Source organism: Robertmurraya korlensis NBRC 107688, assembly GCF_001591645.1.
Lineage (GTDB): Bacteria > Bacillota > Bacilli > Bacillales > Cytobacillaceae > Robertmurraya_A.
Genome location: NZ_BCVH01000007.1, coordinates 121,480 through 140,385 on the forward strand (window position 1 = coordinate 121,480; position 18,906 = coordinate 140,385).

Annotated in this window: 19 protein-coding genes; all 19 read left to right on the plus strand. The window is 39.5% G+C overall.

The window, feature by feature from the left end:
- Positions 1 to 5: 5 nt before the first annotated feature.
- Entirely contained in the window at positions 6 to 1,355 is a 1,350-nt protein-coding gene (locus tag BKO01S_RS11780) for an aromatic ring-hydroxylating oxygenase subunit alpha (RefSeq protein WP_066053805.1), read from the plus strand.
- Positions 1,352 to 1,876, plus strand: coding sequence for a 3-phenylpropionate/cinnamic acid dioxygenase subunit beta (locus BKO01S_RS11785; RefSeq protein WP_198158804.1), 525 nt, complete (start codon positions 1,352 to 1,354; stop codon positions 1,874 to 1,876). The genes BKO01S_RS11780 and BKO01S_RS11785 overlap by 4 nt, the downstream gene beginning before the upstream one ends.
- Positions 1,877 to 2,043: 167 nt before the next feature.
- Positions 2,044 to 3,507, plus strand: coding sequence for an aldehyde dehydrogenase (locus BKO01S_RS11790; RefSeq protein WP_066053808.1), 1,464 nt, complete (start codon positions 2,044 to 2,046; stop codon positions 3,505 to 3,507).
- A gap of 17 nt (positions 3,508 to 3,524) precedes the next feature.
- The gene (locus tag BKO01S_RS11795; RefSeq protein WP_066053811.1) at positions 3,525 to 4,310 is read left to right on the plus strand and encodes a 2-keto-4-pentenoate hydratase; all 786 of its coding nucleotides are present in this window, start codon (positions 3,525 to 3,527) and stop codon (positions 4,308 to 4,310) included.
- Positions 4,311 to 4,328: 18 nt separating this feature from the next.
- On the plus strand, positions 4,329 to 5,213 hold the full coding sequence (locus BKO01S_RS11800) for an acetaldehyde dehydrogenase (acetylating) (RefSeq protein WP_066053816.1): 885 nt from the start codon (positions 4,329 to 4,331) through the stop codon (positions 5,211 to 5,213).
- Between the two features lie 19 nt (positions 5,214 to 5,232).
- Positions 5,233 to 6,255, plus strand: a complete 1,023-nt coding sequence (gene dmpG / locus BKO01S_RS11805; RefSeq protein WP_066053819.1) for a 4-hydroxy-2-oxovalerate aldolase — start codon at positions 5,233 to 5,235, stop codon at positions 6,253 to 6,255.
- Positions 6,256 to 6,270: 15 nt separating this feature from the next.
- Positions 6,271 to 7,059, plus strand: coding sequence for a 2-keto-4-pentenoate hydratase (locus tag BKO01S_RS11810; protein ID WP_066053822.1), 789 nt, complete (start codon positions 6,271 to 6,273; stop codon positions 7,057 to 7,059).
- A gap of 28 nt (positions 7,060 to 7,087) precedes the next feature.
- Positions 7,088 to 7,273, plus strand: coding sequence for a 4-oxalocrotonate tautomerase (locus BKO01S_RS11815; RefSeq protein WP_066053825.1), 186 nt, complete (start codon positions 7,088 to 7,090; stop codon positions 7,271 to 7,273).
- Positions 7,274 to 7,293: 20 nt separating this feature from the next.
- On the plus strand, positions 7,294 to 8,145 hold the full coding sequence (locus tag BKO01S_RS11820) for a DODA-type extradiol aromatic ring-opening family dioxygenase (protein WP_066053828.1): 852 nt from the start codon (positions 7,294 to 7,296) through the stop codon (positions 8,143 to 8,145).
- A 55-nt stretch (positions 8,146 to 8,200) separates the two neighbouring features.
- Positions 8,201 to 9,418 carry a 4-hydroxybenzoate 3-monooxygenase gene (pobA, locus tag BKO01S_RS11825; protein ID WP_066053831.1) on the plus strand — a complete coding sequence of 406 codons (1,218 nt, stop codon included), beginning with the start codon at positions 8,201 to 8,203 and terminating at the stop codon, positions 9,416 to 9,418.
- A gap of 55 nt (positions 9,419 to 9,473) precedes the next feature.
- Positions 9,474 to 10,733 carry an MFS transporter gene (locus BKO01S_RS11830; protein ID WP_066053833.1) on the plus strand — a complete coding sequence of 420 codons (1,260 nt, stop codon included), beginning with the start codon at positions 9,474 to 9,476 and terminating at the stop codon, positions 10,731 to 10,733.
- 368 nt (positions 10,734 to 11,101) lie between these two features.
- Positions 11,102 to 11,830 (plus strand): GntR family transcriptional regulator, encoded by a 729-nt coding sequence (locus BKO01S_RS11835; protein WP_066053836.1) that lies wholly within the window; start codon positions 11,102 to 11,104, stop codon positions 11,828 to 11,830.
- Between the two features lie 59 nt (positions 11,831 to 11,889).
- Positions 11,890 to 12,726: a fructoselysine 6-kinase gene (locus tag BKO01S_RS11840; RefSeq protein ID WP_066053837.1), complete on the plus strand. Its 837-nt coding sequence runs from the start codon at positions 11,890 to 11,892 to the stop codon at positions 12,724 to 12,726.
- A gap of 118 nt (positions 12,727 to 12,844) precedes the next feature.
- Positions 12,845 to 14,134, plus strand: a complete 1,290-nt coding sequence (locus BKO01S_RS11845) for an ABC transporter substrate-binding protein (RefSeq protein ID WP_066053842.1) — start codon at positions 12,845 to 12,847, stop codon at positions 14,132 to 14,134.
- 55 nt (positions 14,135 to 14,189) lie between these two features.
- Positions 14,190 to 15,080 carry a carbohydrate ABC transporter permease gene (locus BKO01S_RS11850; protein ID WP_066053846.1) on the plus strand — a complete coding sequence of 297 codons (891 nt, stop codon included), beginning with the start codon at positions 14,190 to 14,192 and terminating at the stop codon, positions 15,078 to 15,080.
- Between the two features lie 4 nt (positions 15,081 to 15,084).
- Positions 15,085 to 15,915, plus strand: a complete 831-nt coding sequence (locus BKO01S_RS11855; RefSeq protein ID WP_066053849.1) for a carbohydrate ABC transporter permease — start codon at positions 15,085 to 15,087, stop codon at positions 15,913 to 15,915.
- Between the two features lie 78 nt (positions 15,916 to 15,993).
- A complete protein-coding gene (locus tag BKO01S_RS11860; RefSeq protein WP_066053852.1) occupies positions 15,994 to 16,824 on the plus strand; it encodes a sugar phosphate isomerase/epimerase family protein in 831 nt (276 codons plus the stop codon).
- Positions 16,825 to 16,847: 23 nt separating this feature from the next.
- Positions 16,848 to 17,861: an SIS domain-containing protein gene (locus tag BKO01S_RS11865; RefSeq protein ID WP_066053854.1), complete on the plus strand. Its 1,014-nt coding sequence runs from the start codon at positions 16,848 to 16,850 to the stop codon at positions 17,859 to 17,861.
- A gap of 12 nt (positions 17,862 to 17,873) precedes the next feature.
- Positions 17,874 to 18,887 (plus strand): SIS domain-containing protein, encoded by a 1,014-nt coding sequence (locus BKO01S_RS11870; RefSeq protein ID WP_066053857.1) that lies wholly within the window; start codon positions 17,874 to 17,876, stop codon positions 18,885 to 18,887.
- The last annotated feature ends 19 nt before the right edge of the window (positions 18,888 to 18,906 follow it).

An 18,906-nucleotide genomic window follows, 5' to 3' on the forward strand; every position in this document is an offset into this window, starting at 1 on the left:
CCAAAATGATCAAGAAAACATTGGATGAAAAGGCTTTTTACTTATTAAAAGAAAAAATGGATGAAGGGTTATTACCGCAATGGGTTCTAACTGACCCAGATATATATGACCTTGAAATAGAAAAAATATATGGACATTCGTGGCAGTTTCTTGGCCATGAAACGGAAATCAAAGAACCAGGAAGTTATGTTACACGTTGGATGGTCAATGATCCTGTTTTGTTAGTAAGAACTCGTGAAGGTGATATTAAAGCGTTTTTAAATTCATGTACCCATCGTGGAACTCAGCTTTGTACAGCAGATCGAGGAAATAAAAAAACCTTCACTTGTCCTTATCATGGCTGGAGCTATAATTTGAACGGTGAATTAGTTGGAATCGTAGCTGGTAATAAGGTGTATGGAGAAGAAATGGATAAATCCGAGTGGGGCTTAAGGCCCATCCCTCAGGTTGAAATGTATCAAGGAATGATCTTTGGAAATCTTGATAAGAATGCGGAACCTCTTGAGGAATATCTTGGGGAGATGAAATGGTACTTAGATATTCTTCTAGGTAGAAGTGGCGGAATGGAGGTCAGAGGTCTTCCACAGCGCTGGGTAGCAAAGGCGAACTGGAAAGCGACTGCTGAAAACTTTGCTGCTGATCCGTATCATGTACAAACAACTCACCGTTCCACAGTTGAAATGGGAATTAGTCCGGAAGACCCGTTGTATGCCGGCTATGGACATCAGGTGGTAATGAAAAACGCACATGGTATTAATGTGATAACCTCCAAGACAGGAAAAGCAAGAGTACCATATCAAGGTACACCCGAATCTATGTGGCCGTTGTTTGAGAAGAATTTAAGCCCCGAGCAGCTAGATATCCAGTCGAAAGTCACTGTGTTTGTAGGGGGAGTGTATCCGAATTTATCCTTTGTAAGTCCTATTCACGGAACGGAAGGACATTTACATAATTACTTGAACTTTCGAATGTGGAGGCCACTCGGGCCAGATAAGGTAGAGGTTTGGTGTTGGTTTTTAATTGATCAGGCAGCACCGGAGGAGTATAAAGAAGCTGCCTATCGAGGATATCTAGGTTCTTTCGGTCCAAGTGGCACACTAGAACAAGATGATACCGAAACATGGGCACGTATTGTTGAAGTAAGTAAAGGCTTAATGATGAGGGACAAAAGCTTGAACTACAATAGTGTGAGCAATTATTTAATGGGGTACTCCCATGTGGAACCAGATAAGAACTTTCCTGGGCCGGGGACTGCTTATCCAACAACGTATATAGACGCCTTATCTAGAAGGATGCACGAACAGTGGCTGGAGCTAATCTCGAAAGGTCTATTTAAAGAGGAGGTCAAGCAATGACTCTGAATATTCAAAGATTGGTGACCCCCGAACTTCATCTTGAGATCACGACGTTACTGAACCGAGAAGCGTATTTCCTTGACAATCGTAAATACAAGGAGTGGTTAGAATTACTTACCGACGACATCGTATATCGGATGCCATTGAGAGAAACGGTAGAAGGTGTTGGAGTGAATGATATCTCTACAGATACGGCTTTCTTCGAAGAAACAAAAACATCTCTAACGACCAGAGTTCACCGCTTGTATACAAAATCTGCCTGGGTAGAAAACCCGGCTACTAGACAGCGTCATTTTATTACCAATGTGACAGTAGAGGCAACGGAAGAGGAAGAAGAGTACAAGGTAAGAAGTTATTTCTTATTTATGAGAAGCAGAGCCTCTACGACCGATATGGAGCAAATGTTTGGGGAGAGAAACGATATCGTTCGAAAAGTAGACGGTGTGTGGAAAATCTCCTCACGAACGATTTTCCCGGATCAATCGGTAATCACGACAATGAATATGAGTATGTTTCTCTAATAAATCTCATTATCACACAGCCTCCTAGTGAAAAAGGGGGCATTTTAATTAAATTTTCAAAAAATATCAGACTGTTGCATATAGAGCAACAATGACGTTGTTGGTGCTGATAGTAAGCGTTACCATGTAATTAATAAAAATAATCTAATTTTAGGAGGATACACAGTATGCAGGTAGAAACAAAAGTTAAAGCAATCAATTGCTTACATTTTATCAACGGTCAATTTGTTGAATCACAAAATCATAAAACCTTTGAAAATATGAATCCAGCAACAGAAGAAGTATTAGGTACTGTAGCAGAAGGGGGAAAAGAGGAGGTAGACTTTGCGGTTCGTGCGGCGAGAAGAGCATTAAATGGTCCGTGGAAAAATATGACACTCGCAGAACGGTCAAAGATCCTTCGTCGCATTGGTGATTTGATTCTTGAAAGGCAAGAGGAATTGGCGATGCTAGAATCATTAGACACAGGAAAGCCATTTTCTTTAGCAAACAAAATTGATGTTCCACGTGCAGCGTATAATTTTCACTTTTTCGCCGATTATATCACATCTGTTGGAACGGATGCCTACCAACAGGATGATCAAGCAATTCATTATGCCTACCGTCGTCCGGTAGGGGTTGTTGGAATCATCAAGCCATGGAATCTACCATTATTACTTCTTACTTGGAAGTTGGCCCCTTGCCTTGGGATGGGGAATACGGCGGTCATTAAACCCGCAGAATGGACTCCGATGACAGCAACCGTGCTAATGGAAATTTGTAAGGAGGCAGGCGTCCCAGATGGAGTGGTGAATCTTGTACATGGCTTTGGTCCAAATTCAGCCGGCGGAGCAATCTCTGAGCACCCAGATATTGATGCCATTTCCTTCATCGGAGAACCGAGTACAGGGGCAAGTATCATGAAAGCAGCTGCTGACTCTTTGAAAAAGCTGTCTTATGAATTAGGTGGAAAGAATCCAAATATTATTTTTGCAGATTCTGATCTTGATGAAGTGATTGAAACAACGGTTAAATCTAGTTTCATCAATCAAGGGGAAGTTTGTCTTTGTGGCTCACGCATTTACGTAGAGCGACCAATTTACAATGAATTTATCAATAAATTTGCTGAAAGAGTAAGAGAGTTACGAGTAGGTGACCCGCTTGCTGAATCCACCAATGTAGGTGCGTTAGTTAGCAAGGAACACTATGAAAGAGTAAATAGCTATATCGAGATTGCACGAAATGATGGAGCAAATATTCTAACAGGTGGAAAGCGACCAGAAGGAATGGATAAAGGGTTTTTTCTAGAGCCAACAATTATCACTGGGCTTGATCGTACTTCTCGTTGTGTTCGTGAAGAAATTTTTGGTCCGGTTGTGACAGTAATGCCTTTTGATATGGAAGAAGAAGTCATCATGCAGGCAAATGATACACATTATGGGTTAAGCGCGACCATCTGGACAAACGATCTGCGCCGTGCACACCGAGTGGCACATCAAATTGAAGCGGGCATTATTTGGGTAAACACATGGTTCCTAAGAGATCTACGAACTCCTTTTGGTGGGATGAAAAATAGTGGGATTGGTAGAACCGGAGGAATGCATAGCTTAGATTTCTACTCGGAATTATCAAATATTACGATCAAGCTGTAAGAAAGGTGGGAAAGGAAATGTCCATTGTGACTCATAGAATAAAAGAATATGCCGCTCTATTAGCTGATGCTGAAAAGACAGGTGTTGGAACCAATCCACTTACGTCAATAGATCCAAATCTTTCTGTAACGGAAGCTTATCATATACAGCTAGAAAATATACAAATGAAAGTGGAACAAGGACTGATAATTGTTGGGAAGAAAATCGGACTTACCTCACTTGCTATGCAAAAGCTTCTCGGGGTTGACGAACCCGACTACGGTCACTTGTTAAATAATATGGAAGTAGCTAATGGCGGGACGATTCCAATCGAGAAAGTATTGCAACCAAAGGTAGAAGCAGAACTCGCTTTTGTTTTAAAAAAGGATTTAATGGGTCCAAATATAACGACACTTGATGTGTTACAGGCAACTGATTATATTGTACCCGCCCTCGAAATTGTAGATAGTAGGGTAAAAGATTGGAAGATTAAGCTTCCTGATACGATTGCAGATAACGCTTCTTCTGGTTTTTACGTACTTGGAGACAAAAAAGCAAAGGTGGACGAAATCAATCTTGAATTGCTTGGCATGGTGCTTTCGAAAAATGATGAGATTGTTAACACCGGGGTGGGAGCGGCCGCTCTAGGAAACCCAGCTACATGTGTTGCATGGCTAGCAAATAAATTGTCTGAATTTGGGATTTCACTGAAAGCAGGAGAAGTCATTTTATCTGGTGCACTATCGGCAGCTGCTGATGCGAAGGCTGGAGATACTTTCTCTGCTAGATTTGCTCATCTTGGCCAAGTAAGTGTTCATTTTTAAAAGGAAAGGATGGTTCTCATGGACAAAGTAAAGGTTGCAATTCTTGGATCAGGAAATATCGGTACGGATCTCATGATTAAGCTAGGACGCTCAGAAGTTCTTGAATTAACGACGGTAATTGGAATTGATCCTGAATCTGACGGGTTAAGAAAAGCAAAAGAGCTAGGCTATGAAACGATTGATACCGGAATAAAGGGGTTCTTAGAACGATCAGAACTGGCAGATATCGTCTTTGATGCAACATCAGCAAAAGCACATGTTAGGCATGCAAAGCTATTACGAGAAGCGGGCAAACAGGTTCTTGATTTAACACCAGCTGCAGTTGGCCCACTTGTCGTACCCCCAGTGAATATTAAAGAGCATGTGGACGCAGATAATATTAATCTGATTACATGTGGCGGGCAAGCGACGATTCCAATGGTTCATGCGATTAATTCTGTTCAATCAGTGGAATACGCGGAAATAGTCGCTACGATTTCTAGTAAAAGTGCGGGTCCTGGAACAAGGGCAAATATTGATGAATTTACCGAAACAACAGCACGTGGAATTGAAAAGATTGGAGGAGCAAGAGTTGGGAAAGCCATCATCATCCTGAATCCAGCCGATCCTCCGATCATGATGAGAGACACCATTCATGTTTTAGTAAAAGGTGATCAGGTGGATGAAGAGGGGATTGCTCGTTCCATCAAAGAAATGGAACAACAAGTACAGGAATATGTACCTGGGTACAAACTAAGACAAGAACCGATCTTCAACGGCAACCATATAACCGTTTTTATTGAAGTAGAAGGAGCAGGCGATTATCTGCCGAAATATTCTGGAAACTTGGATATTATGACGGCAGCTGCTGTGAAAGTAGCAGAAGAATGGGCAAAACGCAAAATTTCACAAGCAATTGTTTAAGAGAAAGGAGGAGCAAAAAATGGAAGCGAAACGTGATGTAATATTGACGGAGGTAGCTTTAAGAGATGGTAGTCATGCGATTCGGCATCAATTTACAGTTGAGCAGGTAACTCAGGTGGCAATGGGGTTGGATCAAGCCAATGTACCTTATATTGAGGTATCACATGGAGATGGATTAGGTGGATCCTCTTTGCAATATGGATTTTCCCGAACCAATGAAATGGAATTAATTGAAGCGGCGGCTGCTTCGGTAAAGCAGGCGAAAATCTCTGTTCTTCTTATTCCTGGAATCGGAACCAAGCAAGAATTAAAGCATGCGGCACAGCTTGGTGCCAAGATGGTGAGAGTGGCCACTCATGTGACTGAGGCTGATGTCGCCCCGCAGCATATTGCTCTTGCCAAAGATTTAGGTCTTGAAACAGTAGGGTTCTTAATGATGTCTCATATGGCTCCTACGGAAAAGTTGGTGGAGCAAGCGAAGCTTATGGAGAGTTACGGTGCCGATACAGTGTATGTGGTCGATTCTGCGGGGGCTCTCTTGCCACATGAAGTGAAGGAGAAAATTCGCGCTCTTAGACAAAGTCTTTCGATTGATATTGGTTTCCATGCTCATAATAACCTATCTTTGGCGGTAGCAAACAGTATTACCGCGATTGAAGAGGGAGCAAGACGCATAGATGGAAGCATCCGATGTCTTGGCGCCGGTGCTGGAAACACGCAGACTGAAGTACTCGTCGCCGTCCTTGACCGCTTAGGTATAAAAACGGGAGTGGATCTGTACAAAATGATGGATGTAGCCGAAGATATTGTTGCTCCAATATTAGAAAAACCACAAGAAATTACAAAAGACGGTTTGGTACTCGGATATGCGGGTGTGTACTCTAGCTTCTTATTACACGCACAAGCAGCTGCACGAAAATTTGGAATTGATTCCCGTGATATTCTCGTTGAGCTTGGAAAGATGAAGGTGGTTGGTGGTCAGGAGGATATGATCCTTGATGTGGCTGCTGAACTTGCTAAAAAACTGCAAACAACGGGTTGATAAGGAGGAAATGGAATGGCGACAGTGGAATATAAAGAGATTGCAAAATATTTAATTGCTGGTGAGGAAGAGAAAAGGGAGGTCGTAAAAGTAACAGAGAATATCAAACCAGATCTTTCTGTTGAAGAAGGATATCTCGTCCAACAGGAGCTTGTCAAAATAAAGCTGGAAGAAGGGAGAAGGATCGTCGGACCAAAAATGGGTTTAACTAGCAAAGCAAAGATGCAGCAAATGAATGTAAATGAGCCCATTTATGGATATGTGTTTGATTATATGCTGATCGAAAATGGTGGAAGGGTTCAATTACAAGACATGATTCACCCGAAAGTAGAAGCAGAGATTGCTTTTGTCATTGGGGAGGACATTGAAGGACCAAACGTGACAGCAGCAGATGTGTTGTCAAAAACTGAGTATGTGATTCCAGCTCTTGAACTAATCGATAGTCGGTACGTCAATTTCCAATTCACTTTACCAGACGTAATTGCAGACAATGCATCTACATCTAGAGTTGTTTTCGGAACATCTTTTCAAAAGCCCGACAAATTTGATCTTGATTTAGTAGGTGTAACACTTTCTATTAATGGGGTAATTAAGGAGCTTGGTGCAGGAGCAGCTGTGCTTGGCCACCCAGCGGAAGCGATTGCGATGCTAGCAAATATGCTTTCTCGTAAAGGGGAGAAGGTTCGTAAGGGTGATGTGATTTTATCTGGAGCAATTACAAGTGCCATTTTGTTAGAAAAGGGAGATGTTGTAACCGGTCGATTCGATGGATTAGGTGAAGTCTCTTTTGTGGTGACAGATTAATTTTATTTGAAGAGAAAGGAGGCATCCTATGCCAATCATTCAGGTTCAAATGATGGAAGGCAGACCAAAGGAGAAAATTGAAGAATTGATTCAGAATATTACAAATACGGTTACTGAAACATTGGACGCTCCAAAAGAGAGTATTCGAGTATTAGTGACTGAGATTCCGAAAACTCATTGGGGAGTAGCAGGTGTGCCAAAGTCAAAATCGTAAGGACTATAAGGAGGTTCATAATGACTATTGAGTTATGTACGTTAGTTCCGCATGTTCCAAGTATCTGTCATGAAGATACAGCTCCGGATTTTCAAAGAGACATGGTAGAAGGATTAAAAGAGGTTGCCAAGGACATTCAAAAAATCTCACCGGATGTGATTGTGTTAGTATCCTGCCATTGGCCATCTACTTTCTTCCATTATGTTGACTGTACCCCTGAGCATAAGGGGATTTTAACAGCCTTTGAAGCTCCTGATCTTATTAAGGATATTCCTTATTATTATCCAGGTGATGCCGATTTGGCTAATCAGCTGGTGCAAGCAGGTGTGAGTGCAGGATTACAGGTACAAGGAGTAAATGATCCATACTATATTTGGGATTATGGAACGGTTGTCCCTTTAAGATATCTTGTACCGAATGAAGATATTCCTATCATCAATCTTTCGGTTACTCTTGCTGCTAGTATCGAAGAAACATATAAATGGGGTCAAGAGATAGCAAAGGTTTTACATGCTACTGATAAAAAGGTCGTTTTTGTTTCAAGTGGTGCTCTATCTCATAATTTAGTCCGCGGTCGTCATAATAAGCCGACTGTGGCAGAGCACTCTTTAGATAAACAATTCATTGAGTTTGTGATGAAAAAAGACTATCAATCTGCTTATGATATGTTACCTGAATATGCGAGAATGGCTAGGGTTGAGTCTGGTGGACGACATCTGGCAATGTTGTTTAGTATGCTTCAAAAGGATGATGAGGTAGCTTACTTAGCAGATGGGCAATCCTCAGGAAGCTGGAATGTATTGCTAACCTTTGACTCCAAAAAGGTAGTTGGAGAGGATCGAATGGAAGATAGTAAGGTAGTAAAGAAATAAATATCTGTTAACAGTTAGTTTTGTAAGCGTTAACAAGGAAGTAGGAGGATGTTTCATGCGGACAAAAGTAGGTATTATCGGAGCGGGGCCAGCTGGATTATTGCTGTCCCATCTCCTGCATCTTCAAGGCATTGACTCTATTATTCTTGAAAATCGTTCGAAGGAAGAAATCGAGGGAACGATCCGTGCAGGAGTGCTGGAACAAGGAACAGTTGACTTACTTAATAGCACAGGTATTGGAAGAAGAATGATGAGAGAAGGGCATATTCACCATGGAATTGAACTTCAGTTTAATGGTCGTAGACATAGAATTGATATGAATGAATTAACCGATGGAAAGAAAATTATGGTTTATCCTCAACACGAAGTGATCAAGGACCTGCTTGAAGCTCGTCTAAAGGTCGATGGAAAGATCTACTTTAACGTGAAAGGCGTTCAGCTTCACGATGTTGATACGAATTCTCCAACCATTAGTTTTAAACAGGAAAATGGGACTGAGGTAGAACAAATTGAATGTGACTTCGTAGCAGGCTGTGACGGGTTTCATGGTCCAAGCCGTCAAGCGATACCAAAAAAAGAAAGGGTGGAAAAACAAAAAATTTATCCCTTTGGTTGGCTAGGAATTCTTGCCGAAACTCCACCAGTACATCCAGAACTTATCTATGCCCACCACGACCGAGGCTTTGCACTATTAAGTACTCGTACCCCTAAGATTCAACGCCACTACCTTCAAGTTGATCCAAAAGATGATATTGCGAATTGGTCAGATGACAGAATATGGTCCGAGCTACATGCAAGGGTTGATACTTTAGATGGATGGAAAATGATTGATGGCCCGATTATTCAGAAAAATATTGTTGCCATGAGAAGCTTTGTTTGTGAAACGATGCAGTATGGAAGATTATTTCTGGCTGGTGATTCCGCACATATTGTACCGCCAACTGGTGCAAAGGGGCTAAATCTAGCAGTAGCTGATATTCAAGTATTAGCGAAAGGAATCAGCGAATTTTATCTTTCAGGAAATGAAGATACTTTGGAACATTACTCCTCTATTTGTTTGCAAAGAGTATGGAAAGCCCAGCGATTCTCCTGGTGGATGACCACCATGCTTCATAGAAATGTTGAACAGACTCCGTACGAATATGGAATTCAAATCGCTGAGCTAGACTATGTTACTTCTTCAGAAGCAGCTGCAAAAAGTTTGGCTGAAAATTATGTTGGCTTGCCGATGGGGTTTAAAGGATTAGAGTTTAATCAGCAAATCCTAAACTAAGTAAAAGGGAGAAGGATAATCCCGTTAGGTTGAATCATAAAAGGGGTGTCAGGCTATGAGTCAAAAAAAGCAATCTTTTTTCCGATATGAAAATGGTATATTATTCGTTTTGTTTTTGGTTTTTGGCTTGGTATTTATGGATCGGCTTAGCATTATATATTTATTTCCTTTTGTTGCACCAGAGTTAGGTCTAAACAACACACAAATGGGGATGATTGTTGGGGCAACTTCTATTGCTTGGGGATTATCAACCCTATTATTTGCTAGTTTATCTGACTTTCTTGGAAAAAAGAAAAAGACCTTAATTGTTTTTATTATCATCTTTTCGGCTGCTACCTTTACCTCTGGCCTAGTTGGCGGGCTTGGATCCCTCATTCTGGTTAGACTCTTAATGGGAGCATCTGAGGGACCAGTTATTCCACTAGTTCAGTCTACAATTATGGCGGAATCCACTCCAAAACGAAGAGGGTTTAATATGGGCTTTATTCAAAGCTCCGGACCTCTTCTAGGAAATGCGGTTGCTCCAGTCCTGGTTGTGGCCATTGCAGCAGCGACAAATTGGCGGTATTCTTTCTTTGCTCTTGCTATTCCTGGAGTCATTCTTGCTATCATATTAATGTTTTATATGAGGGAGCCACTCTTACATTCATCTGGAAATAGTGGAGAAAAGCAGGGAAAGCCAACCTTTAGTGAATACAAAAGTGTTTTTAAAACAAGAAACGTATGGGTGGGAATGTTAATCGCTATTTTCTATATGATGTATTTACTGGTATTTACTAGCTTTATGCCTTTATTTCTATCAGGTGTATCTGGATACAGTGAAGCGCAATATGGAATTGTTTTAGGTGTTTTAGGGATTTCCATGTTCTTTTGGCAGTTATTTATTCCGTTTTTATCCGATAAGGTAGGGCGGAAAGCGGTTATCACTCCCGTAACGTTTATTGCTATTTTCCTACCGTTAGCCATTGCTAATTTTCATAATAATTTCGCTTTACTAGCTATTTCTGTTTTCATACTAGCCATCGGATTTGGAGGACAGCCGCTATATCTTGCTATTATTCCCTCTGAGTCAGTACCAAGAACATTTGCGGCTACTGCAATAGCGGTTATTGTGTTAACTGGAGAGATTATTGGCGGAACTTTAGGACCAATTGTTGCGGGTGTTTTAGCAGACAAATACAGTTTGTACGCCCCGCTATGGCTTGCCAGTGGAGCTGCAGTTATTTTCTTTCTTTTATCCTTTGCCCTAAAGGAAACAGCACCTGTGAAAGTGTCGGGGAATAAGGATATGAACGAGGTAAACGTACCAATTTAAAAACCCTATTAGAAGAGGCCATGATCCTATTTAGATTGTGGTCTTTTCTTTTGGGAAAAAGAGAAAGAGGTTGTTTTAAAAATAATGTAGGAAATTGTTGATGGAAAATCCCCAAAAAAGTTCGATCGTCTTGTTGACAACACTGAATATTTAAACTATTCTAAAATTAACAAATATGTAATCGTTTTCAAAGAAACCTTTCCCGAAGCATTCACCTAATCTATAGATTCTTCTACAAACTCATATTTCTAGTTTATTAAAAATGGTATATACCAAAATGATTGAATAGCATAGGACAGGGGATTGTATATTACTATATAATGTAAATAGTACTAGCCAAGTATTAACCATTTAAAGCAGGTGAAGAAATGCATAAAGGGGAAGAAGAAACACCATTTTATCAACAATTAAAAGATAAAATCATCGACGATATTGAAAGCGGGAAACTAAAGCATGGAGATAAGCTCCCATCTGAAAGGGAATTAGCTGAACAATATGGAATCAGCCGGATGACGGCAAGACATACCCTATCCATATTAGAAAGAGAAGGGGTCGTGGAACGAAGAGTTGGTGCAGGAACCTTTATATCTAATTATAAGATCGAGATGGATTTCATAACTTTTAATAGTTTTACAAGAACGATGCTGGGAAAAGGGTTAACACCAAGCACCCAAGTTCTTTCAATTAAAACGAGTCCAGCAAAACCAGGGATCGCAAATAAGCTAAACATTCCTGATGGGGAAGAAATTGTTATTATTAAGCGATTGAGAAACGTGAATGGAATTCCTATTTCTATTGAAGAATCCTTTATTCCGTATAGGTATTGTCCAGATATAGATAATAGAATAACTAACAATCATTCTCTTTATCAAATGTTAGAAAGTGAATATGGCATTACGCTAGTAAAGGCCAAAGAATATATGAAAGTGAAACTAGCAGAAGAAAGTGACTGTAAATTACTTAGAATTCGATCCGAAAGTCCATGTGTCTTACGTGAAGCGGTGGCCTACGATGATCAGGAACAATCGATCGAATATTCAACATCACTAACTAGAAGTGACATTGTCAGGTTTTATTCCGAGCTACATCTGAAATGACTATCATTTCAGGTTATTAAAAGTGGTATATACCATTAAAGGTAAGAGGAGGGAAAGTGATGAGAGTCATTGGGGTTGGAGATAATGTGGTTGATAAGTATATGTATAAGAGAATCATGTATCCAGGGGGAAATGCGCTGAATTTAAGTGTTTATGCAAAGCAACTAGGAGTAGATGCTGCCTATTTAGGTGTATTTGGAGATGATAAGGCAGCGAATCATATTATCGAAACACTAAACCATTTGAAGATAGATATCTCTTATTGTCGACAGCATCCTGGGGAAAATGGCTTTGCAGCAGTAGATCTTGTGGATGGTGATAGAGTATTTATCGGAGGAAATGATGGAGGTGTACAAAAGGAACATCCTATTATTCTCACACAAGAAGATTTGGATTATATTCAAACATTTGAATTGGCTCATAGTAGCATTTATAGCGGGATGGAAGCAGAACTACATAAATTAAAGGAAACCGGGATTCTCGTTTCCTTCGATTTTTCAACGGATTATAATGAAAGCGTTTTAAAGGGGGTTTGCCCTCACGTTAATATAAGTCTTCTCTCATGTGGTCAGCTTCCAACAGAAGAAGTAAAGGACCTTTTAACATATGTGTGTTCCTTAGGCAGTTCAATGGCTATTGGGACAATGGGTTCACGAGGGGCAATGGTATTTAACGGAAAAAACTTTTATGAACAAAAACCCCACTATGTTAAACCTGTAGATACGCTTGGAGCAGGAGATTCTTTTTTTACAGCTTTCATTCTTGAGTACTTAAAAGGGAGAAAGAAGAAGGTAAATGAAGATCAGTTGATCCGTGAAAGCCTAGAAGAAGGAGCGAAATTTGCGGCACAGACTTGCTTGGTCGATGGAGCATTTGGATTTGGTATGGAATTCTAAATTCTTTTTTAAAAGGATTTAAGAATCATAGATAAAAAGTACCGGGGGTGGTTGTGTTTTGGAAGGCTAATACACCTTAAATAATTATTTATGCTCTAACTATAAGGAGGGTCAATGAATGAGAACAAAAATATTAATTGTATTCATGCTTATGTTGGCATTGGTCATTACGGGTTGTTCCAGTTCTACCTCATCAAATGAAGATGATTCGGATAAGATTGTTTTGAAATTTTTGCATAAGTGGCCTCAACCAGAATACGCCCCTTATTTTGAAGAAGTAGTAAAAGAATTTGAAACTCAAAATCCAGATATTAAAATTAAAATGGAAGCAATTGCGGACGAACCGATAAAGGATAAACTTCGCGTCATTCTTGGCGGAAGCGAGGTTCCAGACATTATGTTTTCTTGGTCGGGTGAGTTTGCTAGAAAATTCGTACGTGCCGATGCAGCCTTAGATCTCACCCCATATTTAGAGGAGGACGCTGCATGGAAAGAAAGTTTCATTCCGGCTTCCCTACAGCCATTTTCTTCGGATGGGAAGAACTATGGAATTCCACTAAGATTTAATGGAAAGTTCTTTGTTTATAATAAAGAAATTTTTGATAAATATGGATTAGATGCTCCTAAAACATGGGATGAATTTTTAGATATTCTCGACACTTTAAAAGAAGAAGGCGAAACTCCACTCATGCTTGGAAATGAAAGTCCTTGGGCAGCTATCCACTACCTAACAGGGCTGAACCAGAAGATGGTGGACCAAGAGGTTCGAATGAATGATTATAATCCTCGTTCAGGAAAGTTCACGGATCCAGGCTATGTAAAAGCGATGGAAATGTTAGCTGAATTAAACGAGAAGGGTTATTTTATGGATAACGTAAACTCAAGTTCTCATGATATGGTGAAGCAAATGTTCTTTGCAGGAAAAGGGGCTATGTTCTACGTTGAATTAGAAGAGTTTCAAGATGTAGAAAATGCTTTGAAAGGGAACTGGGGATTCTTCCCGATGCCATCAATAGCTGATGGGAATGGAAGTCAAAATTATATAACAGGTGCTCCAGATGGATTTATTGTTTCTTCAAAGTCAAAGCATCCGAAAGAAGCCGTAGAATTTTTAAAGTTTATTACTAGTAAAGAAAATTCGTTAAAGCTAGTGAAAGATATTGGTTGGCCGAGTCCTATCGAAGGAGCTACGAACCCTGACACTGCTCTAAAGCAAGTGGCAGAAGGTGTGGATTATATGAAGCAGTCAGAAGGAATGGCTGAATGGTTAGATACAGATGTTCACGCCAAAGTAGCGGATGTGTATCTATCAAACATTCAACTTCTTCTAGATGGGTCAAAATCTCCTGAAGAGATTATTAAAGAAGTTCAAGATGTAGCCAAACAAGTGCAGAGTGAAGTGGAATAAATAGAACAGGGCAGGTATTCTTTCGATTACTTGCCCCCTCATAGGAGGGAGAAGGATGAAAGAAACATATAGAAACGGCCGAACGGCATTCCTTTTTATTTTACCAGCACTCCTTCTAATCCTGTTTATTGTATTTCTGCCAATTGTACTTAATTTATACAATAGTTTTTTTAGGTGGAATTCCTTTGAGGCAGGAAAAACGTTCGTCGGCTTCGATTATTATATAAGGCTTTTTAAAGATCCCGTATTTTTTACCGCTTTAAAAAATAATTCCCTATACGCAATTATTTCTTTACTTTGCCAGGTGGGTGGGGGAATTATTATAGCTGCTATTTTAGAAGATAAACTGATTAGGAGGTTTCAACCCTTTTTTAGAACCGTATTCTTTATTCCCTCTGTTATTTCGATTGCGGTTGTAGGTTTAATGTGGCAACTGATTTATAATCCAGAAATCGGGTTAGTGAATGGAGTGTTAAACGCCATTGGTCAATCGGAGTGGGCTCATTCCTGGTTAGGAGACAGTAAAACGGCCATTTATGCTGTAGTTGCCGTATCACAATGGCAATATACAGGATATATGACGATGCTATTTCTCATTGCCATGCAAAAAATTCCAATGGAATACTATGAGGCAGCCATGATTGATGGTGCTTCAAAGATCAATTCCTTTTTCCATATTACGCTACCACAAATAAAGGAAATGATTTTGGTAGGTTGCGTCATTACCGTGATTGGAGCTTTTAAGGTTTTTGATGAGGTATATGTGATGACGTTTGGCGGTCCAGGAAGATCAACAGAGGTCCTAGGAACAATGTTATATCGTTCCGCTTTTCGAAACGATGAAATGGGCTATGCATCTACCATCGGAACAATTATTTTTATCATCACCCTGACCCTATCCCTCATCCAGATGAAATTGGGAAAATCGGGACAGGAGGTGGATTAAGCAAATGACGATCGTAAAGAATAGAATTTTCCAAGTGGTCATCCTGTTGTGGTTTAGTATGTTTTCCCTAGTGATTATATATCCTATTATCTGGCTAGCTTTAAGTGGTTTAAAAACAAATAGTGATTTCTTTTTAAACACATGGTCACTTCCAGAAGAATGGGTATGGGAAAATTACAAAGCAGCATGGGATGCGGGAATCGGAAAATACTTTTTTAATAGTGTGTTTATTACGGTGGTTTCGGTGATAACAGTATTGTTATTTGGATCAATGGCTGCTTATGGGTTAAGTAGATTCCGTTTTAAAGGACAAAATATATTATTAATCATTATATTAAGTGGGTTAATGCTTGCTCCACAAGTAAGTTTGATTCCGCTATACAAGCTTCTTCAAGGAATTGGGCTTTACAATACCTATGGAGCATTAATCATTCCATATGTTGCCTTCCAACTGCCATTTGCTATTTTTTTAATGAGATCGTATTTTTTATCGATACCAAGAGAGCTTGAAGAGGCAGCCATTATTGATGGATGCAATCGTTGGAAAGTGTACTGGAATATCATTATCCCGATGGGAAAGCCAATTATTGCTTCCTGTGCCCTATTAACTGCCATGAATGTTTGGAATGAATTTATGTTTGCTTTGGTTTTTATTGAGGATTCAAGCCTTAGAACCATTCCGGTTGGTTTGATGAACTTACGAAGTCAATTAAATACTAACTTCGGAATTCAATTGGCAGGATTAGCTATTTCAGCATTACCGATGATTATCGCTTATATTATCTTTCAAAAGCAATTTGTCCGTGGGATATCGGCAGGTGGTGTGAAAGGATAATAATATATAAGTGTCTATATTAGTATATTTAACTAATATAGACGAATATAATGGTATATACCATTAGGAGGGGAGCAAATGAAGAAGGTTTCCAGAAAACAGATCACGGGGATGAACTTTCATTATCTACATTATCCATTTGAATACTTTTTGGATGCAATGGTGAAGTTTAAATTCCAGCAGATTGAAGTTTGGGGGGCAGCACCGCATTTGTATATCGAGGATCTGTCATTACAAGATATTAGGCGAATCAAAAGTGAGATTCACCAAAGGGAATTAACAGTCGTTTGTTTTACTCCAGAACAATGCATGTATCCCATCAATCTAGCTGCAAAAGAGATGGACATCAGGGAGAGAAGTATCGGTTATTTTCAAAAATCAATTGATGTGGCAGTAGAATTAGAAATTCCTATGGTGTTAGTAACAGCTGGCTGGGGATACCGAAATGAAAGTAGTGAGGAGGCATTAAAAAGATCAAAGGCCTCATTAGATATTCTATCAAACTATGCAGAAAAAGAAGGAATCGTATTAGCGTTAGAGCCATTGCAAAAAGTGGAATCGAACATCGTAAATACATTGCCTGATTTAAAGGGACTCCTTGAAGATATTTCTTCTCCCTATCTAAAAGGAATGGTAGATACAATCCCGATGGCGGTGGAGGGAGAAACTTTAGGTAGCTATTTGGAACAGTTGGAACTAGCGCATATTCATTTTATTGATGGAAAACCTGCCGGGCATTTAGCCTGGGGAGATGGAAACCTTCCATTAGAAACCTATATTCAAACATTATCTGATTACAATTATAAAGGTGCTCTTACACTGGAGTTTACTTCTACACAGTATTTGCTGAACCCAAATGAAGCAATCGAAAAATCACTTAACATGTTAGCTCCTTATCTAAATGAATAATTAAAAATTGTGGAGGGATTATTATGTTGAAATTTGATAAAGATTTATTTTTGCAACTAGTTGGAGAGGAAGGAATGGCAAAGCAAGGAGAAATCGAAAGAATCGTAGATGAGATTTCAAATAAGGGCTTCCAAAACATCTTTTTGATTGGATCTGGTGGAACGATAGCGATGATGTATCCTTATGAGTATATTTTTAAATCAAACTCGAGTTTGGATGTTCATACTGAGATTGCAGCAGAGCTACTAGTGATGAACAATCGTCATTTAACAAAGGACTCGGTTTGTATATTTGCTTCTGTCACTGGTACAACAAAAGAAACTGTTGCAGCTGCAGAATTTTGCAAAGATAAAGGGGCGACGACAATTGGTTTAGTAGCCATCCCAGATACCCCTCTAGCTAATGTAGTGGATCATTGCATTTCAACAGGCAAGGAAAAGCATTCGTTTGATACGTTCTTTGTACACCTCCAATTGCTTACTGCTCGATTTATTCACAATCATGGAGAGTTTCCTGACTATGAACAATTTACAAAAGAACTAGCTCTTCTTCCACAAGGAATTGTTCACGCAGTTGAAACGTTTGACCCTCGCGCAGAGCAATTTGCCATTAAACACAAAGATACCGGGTACCATATGTTAGTCGGAGCAGGGAATCTATGGGGAAATACTTACTCGTATGCTATGTGTATCTTAGAAGAAATGCAATGGATTAAATCCAAATCGATTCATGCAGCAGAGTTTTTCCATGGTACGTTGGAGCTAGTTGAGGAGGATACAAGTGTCATCCTGTTCAAAGGAGAAGATGAAACTCGACCACTCGTGGATCGAGTTGAAAGATTCGCTGAAAAAATTACAAACGAGTTATTTATTATTGATACTAAGGACTATCCGTTAGACGGTATTAGTGAAAAGTTTCGAAAGTTTTTTGCTGTGAATGTAAACTGGGCATTAACTGGACAAATTAGTGTCTATCTTGAAAGAGAAAGAAACCATCCTCTAGAGTTAAGAAGATACTACCGCAAAATGGATTACTAAGGGGTGGGAAAGATGTTTAATTTTGATAGAGACAGATTTTTACGAATCCAAAATGGGGCAATCGGTTTGAAGGATGAATTAGACATAGTGGTAGATGATTTAGTAACAAAAGGAGTAAAGAATTTATTTTTTGTTGGCACGGGTGGAGCGGCCATATTAATGTATGCTGCAGAATACATCTTAAAGAATCACTCAACCTTACCTGTTTTCACGGAAATATCGTCTGAATTGATGGTAATGGATCATCAGCATTTAGGTGAACAATCACTAGTCATTCTTCCATCTTTATCAGGAACAACAAAAGAAACAGTAGAAGTTGCAAAATTTTGTAAGGAAAAGGGTGCTACTACTATTGGTTTAGTGGGTTATGCGAATACACCACTTACTGAAGTGACAGATTATTCTTTTGTTAACTTTGCAGAGGATGATACGTCCTGTGAATCATTCTATCTTCAATCATTCCTCATTGCTTTTCGGTTAATGTATAAGAGACAGGAGTTTCCTGAGTACCATCAATGGATGGAAGAGCTAAAATTATTACCACAAGCTCTTTTAAAGGTGAAAGAGGATACTGAAAATCGTGCAAAAGAGTTTGCACAAAAGCATAAAGATACTCCTTATCATATCCTGTCTGGAGCTGGAATTGATTGGGGTCAAACCTACTATTATGGAATGTGTATCCTAGAAGAAATGCAATGGATTAAGACGCGTCCTGTTCAAGCATCTGATTTCTTCCATGGAACACTTGAACTGGTAGAAGAAGATACAAGTATCCTATTGTTAAAAGGAGAAGGAAAAGCACGTTCCCTAACGGACAGAGTGGAACGCTTTGCCCACCACTTTTCAAAGGAATTAACCGTATTTGATACAACAGATTATCTACTCGAGGGAATTTCAGAGCCATTTAGGCCGTTATTATCGCCAATCGTATTGGCAACCCTACTAGAAAGAATCAGCTGTCATTTGGAAGCAGTTAGAAACCACCCTCTCACCACAAGAAGATACTATAAAAAAGTTCCTTTTTAATACCATGCGAACTGTAGAC

Bases quoted from the DNA above. Each gene is read 5' to 3' on its own strand.
- BKO01S_RS11780 (WP_066053805.1), top strand. From the start codon at position 6: ATGATCAAGAAAACATTGGATGAAAAGGCTTTTTACTTATTAAAAGAA.
- BKO01S_RS11785 (WP_198158804.1), top strand. From the start codon at position 1,352: ATGACTCTGAATATTCAAAGATTGGTGACCCCCGAACTTCATCTTGAG.
- BKO01S_RS11790 (WP_066053808.1), top strand. From the start codon at position 2,044: ATGCAGGTAGAAACAAAAGTTAAAGCAATCAATTGCTTACATTTTATC.
- BKO01S_RS11795 (WP_066053811.1), top strand. From the start codon at position 3,525: ATGTCCATTGTGACTCATAGAATAAAAGAATATGCCGCTCTATTAGCT.
- BKO01S_RS11800 (WP_066053816.1), top strand. From the start codon at position 4,329: ATGGACAAAGTAAAGGTTGCAATTCTTGGATCAGGAAATATCGGTACG.
- dmpG (WP_066053819.1), top strand. From the start codon at position 5,233: ATGGAAGCGAAACGTGATGTAATATTGACGGAGGTAGCTTTAAGAGAT.
- BKO01S_RS11810 (WP_066053822.1), top strand. From the start codon at position 6,271: ATGGCGACAGTGGAATATAAAGAGATTGCAAAATATTTAATTGCTGGT.
- BKO01S_RS11815 (WP_066053825.1), top strand. From the start codon at position 7,088: ATGCCAATCATTCAGGTTCAAATGATGGAAGGCAGACCAAAGGAGAAA.
- BKO01S_RS11820 (WP_066053828.1), top strand. From the start codon at position 7,294: ATGACTATTGAGTTATGTACGTTAGTTCCGCATGTTCCAAGTATCTGT.
- pobA (WP_066053831.1), top strand. From the start codon at position 8,201: ATGCGGACAAAAGTAGGTATTATCGGAGCGGGGCCAGCTGGATTATTG.
- BKO01S_RS11830 (WP_066053833.1), top strand. From the start codon at position 9,474: ATGAGTCAAAAAAAGCAATCTTTTTTCCGATATGAAAATGGTATATTA.
- BKO01S_RS11835 (WP_066053836.1), top strand. From the start codon at position 11,102: ATGCATAAAGGGGAAGAAGAAACACCATTTTATCAACAATTAAAAGAT.
- BKO01S_RS11840 (WP_066053837.1), top strand. From the start codon at position 11,890: ATGAGAGTCATTGGGGTTGGAGATAATGTGGTTGATAAGTATATGTAT.
- BKO01S_RS11845 (WP_066053842.1), top strand. From the start codon at position 12,845: ATGAGAACAAAAATATTAATTGTATTCATGCTTATGTTGGCATTGGTC.
- BKO01S_RS11850 (WP_066053846.1), top strand. From the start codon at position 14,190: ATGAAAGAAACATATAGAAACGGCCGAACGGCATTCCTTTTTATTTTA.
- BKO01S_RS11855 (WP_066053849.1), top strand. From the start codon at position 15,085: ATGACGATCGTAAAGAATAGAATTTTCCAAGTGGTCATCCTGTTGTGG.
- BKO01S_RS11860 (WP_066053852.1), top strand. From the start codon at position 15,994: ATGAAGAAGGTTTCCAGAAAACAGATCACGGGGATGAACTTTCATTAT.
- BKO01S_RS11865 (WP_066053854.1), top strand. From the start codon at position 16,848: ATGTTGAAATTTGATAAAGATTTATTTTTGCAACTAGTTGGAGAGGAA.
- BKO01S_RS11870 (WP_066053857.1), top strand. From the start codon at position 17,874: ATGTTTAATTTTGATAGAGACAGATTTTTACGAATCCAAAATGGGGCA.